Origin of the sequence: Psychroserpens burtonensis DSM 12212 (assembly GCF_000425305.1) — a bacterium.
Classification (GTDB): Bacteria; Bacteroidota; Bacteroidia; order Flavobacteriales; family Flavobacteriaceae; genus Psychroserpens; species Psychroserpens burtonensis.
Map to the genome: position 1 here is coordinate 117,832 of NZ_AUDE01000018.1, position 8,804 is coordinate 126,635.

At 33.4% G+C, this 8,804-nt stretch carries 6 protein-coding genes; 5 read left to right on the forward strand and 1 reads right to left on the reverse strand.

All coding sequences use genetic code 11. The features are described from left to right. Positions 1-11: 11 nt before the first annotated feature. The 5 genes from H593_RS0108585 to H593_RS0108605 all read left to right on the forward strand — a co-directional run bounded on the left by H593_RS0108585 (position 12) and on the right by H593_RS0108605 (position 8,264). Positions 12-2,342 carry a T9SS type B sorting domain-containing protein gene (locus H593_RS0108585; protein ID WP_028872081.1) on the forward strand — a complete coding sequence of 777 codons (2,331 nt, stop codon included), beginning with the start codon at positions 12-14 and terminating at the stop codon, positions 2,340-2,342. 64 nt (positions 2,343-2,406) lie between these two features. After that, on the forward strand, positions 2,407-6,279 hold the full coding sequence (locus H593_RS0108590) for a hybrid sensor histidine kinase/response regulator transcription factor (RefSeq protein WP_028872082.1): 3,873 nt from the start codon (positions 2,407-2,409) through the stop codon (positions 6,277-6,279). Between the two features lie 376 nt (positions 6,280-6,655). Continuing rightward, on the forward strand, positions 6,656-7,504 hold the full coding sequence (locus H593_RS0108595; RefSeq protein ID WP_028872083.1) for a DUF4412 domain-containing protein: 849 nt from the start codon (positions 6,656-6,658) through the stop codon (positions 7,502-7,504). A 26-nt stretch (positions 7,505-7,530) separates the two neighbouring features. Beyond that, a complete protein-coding gene (locus H593_RS0108600) occupies positions 7,531-8,019 on the forward strand; it encodes a DUF6252 domain-containing protein (RefSeq protein WP_028872084.1) in 489 nt (162 codons plus the stop codon). Positions 8,020-8,021: 2 nt separating this feature from the next. After that, entirely contained in the window at positions 8,022-8,264 is a 243-nt protein-coding gene (locus H593_RS0108605) for a hypothetical protein (RefSeq protein ID WP_028872085.1), read from the forward strand. A gap of 5 nt (positions 8,265-8,269) precedes the next feature. On the opposite strand, the gene H593_RS18760 is transcribed toward H593_RS0108605, so the two are convergent. Further along, positions 8,270-8,804 (reverse strand): DDE-type integrase/transposase/recombinase (locus H593_RS18760; RefSeq protein WP_037051841.1); only part of this gene is annotated, 535 nt, incomplete at its 5' end.

The window sequence follows — 8,804 nt, forward strand, 5'->3', positions numbered from 1 at the left end:
AAAAATTGTGAATGAATACAACCATTAAAATCTTATGCTTCCTATCTACTATATTGACTTTTGGTCAAAATATGATAGTAGACAGTCAATCTTTTACCGCACAAGAGTTAATTGAAAACATTCTAATTGATAGTAACTGTATTGATAATGTGACCGTTACCAATGTCGTAGGCGGTAATTTTTCTTCATCAGATCAAAGCTATGGTTTTTTTGACGCTACAGGAACAACGTTCCCGTTTGATACTGGTATCGTTATGAGTACTGGGCGATTATCAAATGTACCAGGACCAAATACAACACTTAGTGACGACGATGCACCAAATTGGACTGGTGATACTGAATTAGAAACCATCCTAAACGAAACCAATACAACCAACGCAACCATTTTGGAGTTCGATTTCACATCTGTCGCAACAGAAATTAGTTTTCGCTATATTTTTGCTTCGGAAGAATATCAAGAAGGCAACCCAAATACCTGCAATTTCTCAGATTTATTTGGCTTTTTAATTCGTCCTATTACTGGTACTCAGTACACGAATATAGCCTTAGTCCCAGGAACTAATACACCTGTAAAAGTAACCACAGTGCACCCTGAAATCCCTGGTGGTTGTCCGGCAGAAAATGAAGCTTACTTTGAAAGCTTTAACCCTTCTGACGCTCCAATAAATTTTAACGGACAAACAAAAATATTAACTGCTACCGCTCAAACGATGCCTAATGAAACCTACCATGTAAAATTAGTAATTGCAGACGAGCAGAATTTTAGATATGACTCTGCAGTATTTTTAGAAGCTGGAAGCTTTAGACTCTCAACAGATTTAGGTCCAAATTTATTAATAGAAAGCGGAAATGCTATTTGCGGTGATGGCACCTACACTATTCAAACAAATGAACCAGGAACTAATAATACCTTCAAATGGTTTAAAGATGGAGCCGAACTTATTGGTGAAATTAATGACAACTTAGAGGTTTCTGAAACTGGAATATATTCTGTAGAACTCACAAAAGACACCTGTGTTTTATTTGGTGAAGTTACTATCGAATATACAGAGAACCCTATAGTTTTCGATTCGATTTTAGTTGAATGTGCTCTAAACCTAAACGGTTTAGCGTTTTATAACCTATTTGATAGCAATGATGAGGTCACTAATAATGATTCTTCAATTTTTATTTCAGATTTCTTCTTAACGGCAGGTGACGCAGAACAAGACATCAATGCGATTGTTGGCGCCAATAATTTTGAAAATTCGAATACGTTTCAAACGGTTTATGCACGTGTTGAAAATCAAGCTAATTGTTATAGTATTGCAGAAGTAGAACTTCAGGTCACCAACAACACTATTTTCATTCCAGCTCTAGACGCTTGTGATGGTGCTATTGTAGATGGTTTCGCAGATTTCAATTTAAATGATATTACGAGCGCTATTGCAGATCAACTTCCGGTAGATGCCACAGTTACTTTTTATGCTAGCGAAATGGATCTTTCTACAGAAACCAATAACATCTCTGGCACATTTCAGAATACAATACCAAACACACAAACTCTATTTGTAAAAATAGAAAGCAACAATCAATGTAACTCTATTTCTATTGTAGAATTAATTGTTTTATATACACCTGTTTTATTAGAAGATGAATCCTTTATTTACTGCTTAAACAGCTTTCCAGAAACCATTACTTTAATTGGAGGTGTTCTTAATGATGCGCCCAACAACTATTATTACGAATGGTTATTTAACGGTACGACTACAGAAGTTAATACGACTTTTAATGACATCAACGAAGTTGGGAATTACACCGTCATCGTAACAGATCCAAATGGGTGCTCGTCTAGTAGAACGTTAACCGTTTTACCCTCTAGTAATCCAGTGATTGAAGATGTGATTATAATGGAAGGCACACAAAATAGCACAGTTACTATTATCGCTTCTGGTGATGGTGATTTTGAATATGCCTTAGATAATCCAGATGGTGTTTTTCAAACTGAAAACACGTTTACCAATGTCACTGCTGGTTTTCATACCATTTTTGTTCGCGATACTAATAGTTGCGGAATGACAGAACAAGTGATTTCTGTATTAGGATTCCCTAAGTATTTTACGCCTAATGGTGATACTTATAATGAGAGATGGCAAGTCAAGGGCGTGAATGCAGACTTTAATCAAGGTACAGCTATTACCATTTTTAATCGCTATGGAAAATTGCTTACGCAGTTCACCAACGAAAGTGCTGGATGGAATGGCACTTTAAATGGGCAACCTCTACCAAGTGATGATTACTGGTTTGTCGTAACACTTTTAGATGGAAGAACATTTACGGGTCACTTTGCGTTGAGACGATAACCTAAAGTTTTAACAATCAATTCATTAATATTACTTAACTTCAAGTTTAAAATATTAGTTATTGATGAATAGGGTCGTCTTTATTATTAGTTTTATTAGTGTAATGTCTTTTGCTCAAAATTCTAAGCAACTATCTTTTCGTGAACTTACTGTAGCAGAAGGTTTATCTCAAAATAGTGTTGTGAGTATTACTCAGGATTCTACAGGGTATATGTGGTTCGCTACTCAAGATGGTCTCAACAAATATGACGGAAGGCAATTTACTTTTTTCAATAAACAATTTGAGGATGTTACCAGACCCACCTTTAGCAAACTAGGCAAGTTGTACGTGGATAGATTTAGTGATTTATGGATTATTAGTAATTCTGGTAGTCTAGAAAAATTCAATAGTAAGACTCAAAAATTCACTTCTATTTCTTCAATATATAATGCCAGTGTCATTTTTCAGAATAAAAAGAAACACTATTACATTGGTACTTATGGAAATGGACTTTACAAAATAGATCACAAAACAAAAGATACACTTCAAGTTTTTCAAGATCAATTTCAAGATCTCAATACTTATGATATTCTAGAATTCAACAATTCATCCTATATCGCGTCGTCAACTCATCTTTTTAAAATAGAAAACAACGACTTAAAAACAGTAGCTGTTGAAAATAATGACACAAACTTTAGTACACTCACCGTTTCCAACGACAAAACAATTTGGTTGGGCAGTTTTAGTAATGGCTTATTTTATAAATCTGAAGATTCTAATATTTTTAAAAAATATAAACACCCTGATCTAGCGTCCATATTAAATATTCAAGATATATTAATTGATAGTAACAATCAACTCTGGGTTGCCACTTATGGAGAGGGACTATATATTATAGATTACAAAAAAAACAAAGTATCTCACTTTACAGAAAATAAAAATAATCCTTATGCTCTACAGTACAATGATGTGCTTTGCTTGTACCAAGATTATACAGGTACTGTCTGGCTGGGAACTGACGGTGCAGGATTAAGTTATTATGACGAGCACCTCACAAAATTTAATGTTATAACCAATAATCAAACACCAAAAAACACACCTGTAGATGTTATCAGAGGCATAACCTATGATAAAACTAAAACCATGTGGCTTGGAACTTCAGGTAAAGGGCTGACTTCTATAAATTTAGATAATAACAATTATAAAACGTTTACCACACAAAACTCTGCCCTAGCAAGTAATCGCATAATGAGTTTATTATCTGACAATAATAATTTATGGATTGGTCATCAAGGTGAGGGTTTACAAATTAAAGAGGCCTCTGGCAACTTCAAAACCATAGAGCCTTTTTATAATGAGACCATTTGGAAAATTCTCAAATACAATCAAAATCAATTTTGGATCTGCACTAGATATAGTGGTGTTTTTCTGTATGACGAGAATAAAGGTATCATTAATCACTTCACAACAGATAATTCGAATCTAACTTCTAACAATATTAGAACCATAGAACGAGGTAATAACAATGATATTTGGATAGGTAGTGAAAATAATGGACTCTTCCTTTTAGACTTAAAAACTCAAATTATTAAAACAGTTAAGCAGATTCCTGATAAAATTAAGTCCTTGTATTTTAACGATAAAGTCTTATGGATTGGCACCAATGGTAATGGGTTAAAATCATATAATACGATTAGAAACGACATAGAAACCTATACTATGGAGTCGGGTCTATCTAACAACGTTATTTATGCTATTTTGCCAGACGAGAAAGGCAATTTATGGCTAAGTTCTAACAAAGGTATTACTCAATTTAATTTTAAAGACAAACAACTCAAGCATATCAAAAACTACACTGAAAATAGTGGTTTACAGTCCTTCGAGTTTAATACAGGAGCGTATTTCAAAGCCCAAGATGGAACCCTTTTTTTTGGCGGATTAGAAGGTGTAAATTGGTTTTCTCCAAGTGATCTAACCAGTAATCAAGTGAAGCCTAAAACTGTGATTTCAAGTTTTGAGATATTCAACAAAAAGCAGGCAATGATTCCCGAGGCCACATTTCAGCATAATCAAAATACGATGACTTTTATGCTTGCTAGTTTGCATTTTTCAGAACCATCAAAAAATTTATATCGTTATAAATTACTTAATCATGACACCGATTGGACAACTCCAAGTTTTAACAATGTAGCGCACTACACAAACTTACCACCTAATGAATATACGTTCTTAGCCACATCAAGTAATTACGAAGGTATTTGGAACAAAACGCCTACGACCTATTCATTTGAAATATCAAAACCATGGTTTAAAACGGATATCGCTTATATCAGTTATGGACTGCTTTTATTATCAGGTGTATTCGCCATTTATAGTTACTTCAGATTTAAGTGGAAATTAGAAACACAAGTGCGTTTAGAGCATGCAGAGAGCAAAAGACTCAAGCAACTTGACGAGTTTAAGACTAATCTATACACCAATATTACTCACGAATTCAGAACACCACTAACCCTTATTTCGGGACCAATAGATCATCAATTATCTAAAGAAACACTCAAACCAGAAGATCGAAAAGAACTCAATATCGTAAAACAAAATGCAAATCGATTACTCAATCTAGTCAATCAAATGTTAGATTTATCTTTAATAGATTCTGGCCAATTGAGATTGCTCGTAGAGGAAGGAAACCTCAATATCCTATTAAAACAAATAGTTGCTGCTTTTCAGTATAAAGCTGATGACAAAGACATACTAATTACGACTGCGATTGAAAACCTGACTACTATATGGTTTGATGTAGATTTACTTGAAAAGATCATATCCAACTTATTGTCAAATGCCATAAAATATGCTCCAGAAAATACAGAAATCATATTAGATGCAAATGCCTTAGATAATTATCTAGTACTCTCTATTATCAACGTAAATACACAAATTTCAAAAAAAGATTTCGATAAACTATTCCAACGCTTTTATCAAAGCAATAAAACTTCCGATGGGGTTGGTGTTGGATTGGCTCTTGTTAAAGAATTGGTCAATTTATCAAAAGGAAACATTACTGCAAATACTTTAGATCAGGATAAAGTTCAGTTCACGGTAACGTTACCAATTGATAAAAATGCTTTTAGTCCTTCGGAAATTAAAACTGAAACAAGACATCAACCTCAAGTAGACCTCTTAGATAATCAAACAACTAACACTTCTGATGTACCTCTTTTACTTATCGTTGAAGACAATAAAGATATTAGAGCTTTTGTGGTCTCTATTTTTAACGACAGTTGTAAAATTATAGAAGCTGAAAACGGAAAAACAGGAATTGAATTGGCCTTTCAGCACATTCCAGATATTATAATTAGTGACGTCATGATGCCAATCAAAGATGGTATTGAGCTATGTAATACTTTAAAGTACGATGAATTAACCAGTCACATTCCAATCATTTTATTGACAGCAAAAGTTGGTGAAGATCATGAAATTGAAGGTTTAAAAACGGGTGCTGATGCCTACATTAAAAAACCTTTTAATAGAGAAAAACTAATACTTAGAGTTAAAAAGCTCATTGAAAACAGACAACAACTTCAAAAACACTTTAGCAAAGACTTTACGATACATCCAGAATTACCAATCACTTCAACCGAAACCGATTTTCTAAAACGTTTAAAAGTTGTTCTAGACGAAAAAATCACTGATCCAGATTTCACAAGCGAAGCATTCTCAGAAGCAATGGTCATGAGTAGGACGCAACTTCACAGAAAATTAAAAGCTATTATAGGAATGACTACATCTGAGTTTATTAGAACACAACGTTTAAAGTTAGCTATTGACTTACTCAAAAAATCTGATGCTACTGTTTCTGAAATAGCTTATCAGGTTGGATTTAATTCACCTTCTTATTTTATCAAATGTTTTAAAGAGATTTATAGCTGTACCCCAACTGAGTACATTTTCGAAGCATAACAGCATACACAAAACACTTTTTTTAAAAATTATTTAAATTTAAATTTCAGCACATGTTACATATGTTTCATGATTTGAAACATATCTTCTAACGGCTTCTAAGTCTTCCATATAACTTTACATCATCAAGAATTCAATAGCCTATTTTAAGATGAATCACAATCCAAACAAAACAAGTGAGACGATTTACCTCGGCATCGATCATCTAAAAAAGGGAACCTATAATCTCAATATTCTATTGAAAAACAAAATTATTAAAACGATACAATTTATCAAACGATAGTAAAGATGCTATTAATCAGTTGAGAGAAAGGAAGCCATTGCATTAGAATATGAAGTTCAATTTGGTTTCCTTTTCTTTTTAAAAATCAAAATTATGAAAACACTAAAACCACTATTACTAACTTTTGCTTTTTTATTTATAAGCAACACAAGCCAAGCTCAGATATGGAAAAAACTAAAGAAAAAAGCAGAGCAAGCTGTTGAAGACGTGATCGTAAAAAAGACGGCAGATAAGGCAGCTCAAATGGCTGGGAAAGGTATGGATAAGATATTCAATATCGATTTTGACGGCGCTCAAGCAGACCCCTCAATTTTGCCTGAAAGTTATGATTTTGAGTGGAAATACACCATGCAGATGACACACAAGAAAGGCAATATGAATATGACCTATTACCTAAAACCAGGTGCTAAGTATTTTGGATCTCAGCCAGAATTAGAGGATAACCCCATGGCAAATGGCATGTTTATGGTGTTTGACGAAAAACTAGATATCATGGCCATTTTTATGGAAACCGAGGATGGTAAATCAGGCACACTTCTCAAGAATCCATCTATCGATATTGAAGATATAGCGGAACAAGAAGAAGTAAATTTAGAAGATTACACATTTACAAAAATAGGCACTAAAGCCATATTAGGATTCGAATGTCAGGGTTATCAAATGGAGAATGACGAAATGAAGATAACCATGTATATGGCAATGGATGCTCCAGTAAGTTTTAACCAAATATATGGAAGTCATATGAAAACGAAACCTAAAGGCTTTGATCCTAAATGGATGGAAATGGCTGAGAACAGTATCGTCCTAGAAATGGATATGATTCATAAAAAGAAAAAGAAATACAACGTTAAAATGACCTGCGTGGCATTAGAGAAATCACCAAAGACACTTGTAGTAAGTGACTATGAATTTATGGATCTAAATACTGATCAAGGACGTTAAAATTAAAAACTATAAAAACAATAATTATGAATATTTTAAAAAGAATTTCCTCGAAAACAGCACTCATTTTATGTTCACTAACAGTAGTGCTAAGTAGCTGCTCTAGTGGTGATGATTCTTCGGACTCAGAACAGAGCGATTACTATTTAACTGCCAAAATTGATGGCGTAGATTATTCAAGAGAATTTGTTACTGTTAGCGCTTCAGCTGATAATACTGATATCTATGTCATTACCGCAATAGGCGAAACATCCTCTATTGCTTTAACATTAGAAGGGCCTATTTCTACTGGAACATTTACGACAGCAACAGGCACATTTCCAGTAATGTTCTATCAACAAAACGACCCCTTTGTAGCTTGGGGAGCAACTGAAGATGGAGGTTCTGGCACAATCACTATTACCGAAAGCACAGCTACTTACTTAAAAGGTACGTTTTCGTTTACAGGAGTTAATCCTGCAGATGACTCAACAAAATTAATTGCCGAAGGAAGATTTAAAGCTCAAAAACTATAAATATGAAAACATTAAAAATAAAAATTGTGAAAGCGAAAATTTTAACAACAATAGTAATAGGTCTATTTACTTTATTCTCTGTAAAAGCACAAGAAGAGAATTTTGTGGTACTCATTGGCAACATGGAACATCAGGTGGAAAGTGTTGTACTATTTAATAAAGAATCATTTAAAACACTTCCAGAAAAATATTTAGTATATGTTTTGACCCCTATAAAACAAGAGTATTCTTTTAAATTTCGTTAGTTAAATTATGCTGTTAATTTATTCATTAAAATTAAGTGCTTGTCAGCGTACCATTTTTCCATTGGTGTTATTCTTCCTAATAGTCCGTGAAGCCTTTCTTTGTTGTAAAATAAAACATATTCTTTAAGGATTTTTTCTATTTCTCCAAAGGTTCTATATTCAAATCGCTGAAAAACTTCTTTCTTTAAAATTCCGTGATAGGCCTCTATGTGAGCATTTTCTTCTGGTGTTGCTATATGTGTAAATTCTTGGGCCACTCCTATAAGTCCTAGATATTCTCTTACATTCTTGGCAATAAATTGACTTCCATTATCACTTCTAATCACTACATTGTTAGGGTATTGATAGTTCATAAATAAGTCAGACAGCAATGTTATCACTTGAGCTTGTTTAATTGAAAAGGCAAAAAGGTCTATTAATATTCTTCGCGTATGAACATCTATTACAGATAGCAAATAAGCGTTTTTACCAGCGCTAGGAATCCAAACCATCTTTATGTCCATTTCTAAACAATCAAAAGGTTTTGTAGTTTTTACTTTT

Coding starts and splice junctions, on each gene's coding strand:
- H593_RS0108605 (WP_028872085.1), top strand. CDS start 8,022: ATGAAAACATTAAAAATAAAAATTGTGAAAGCGAAAATTTTAACAACA.
- H593_RS0108600 (WP_028872084.1), top strand. CDS start 7,531: ATGAATATTTTAAAAAGAATTTCCTCGAAAACAGCACTCATTTTATGT.
- H593_RS0108585 (WP_028872081.1), top strand. CDS start 12: ATGAATACAACCATTAAAATCTTATGCTTCCTATCTACTATATTGACT.
- H593_RS0108595 (WP_028872083.1), top strand. CDS start 6,656: ATGAAAACACTAAAACCACTATTACTAACTTTTGCTTTTTTATTTATA.
- H593_RS0108590 (WP_028872082.1), top strand. CDS start 2,407: ATGAATAGGGTCGTCTTTATTATTAGTTTTATTAGTGTAATGTCTTTT.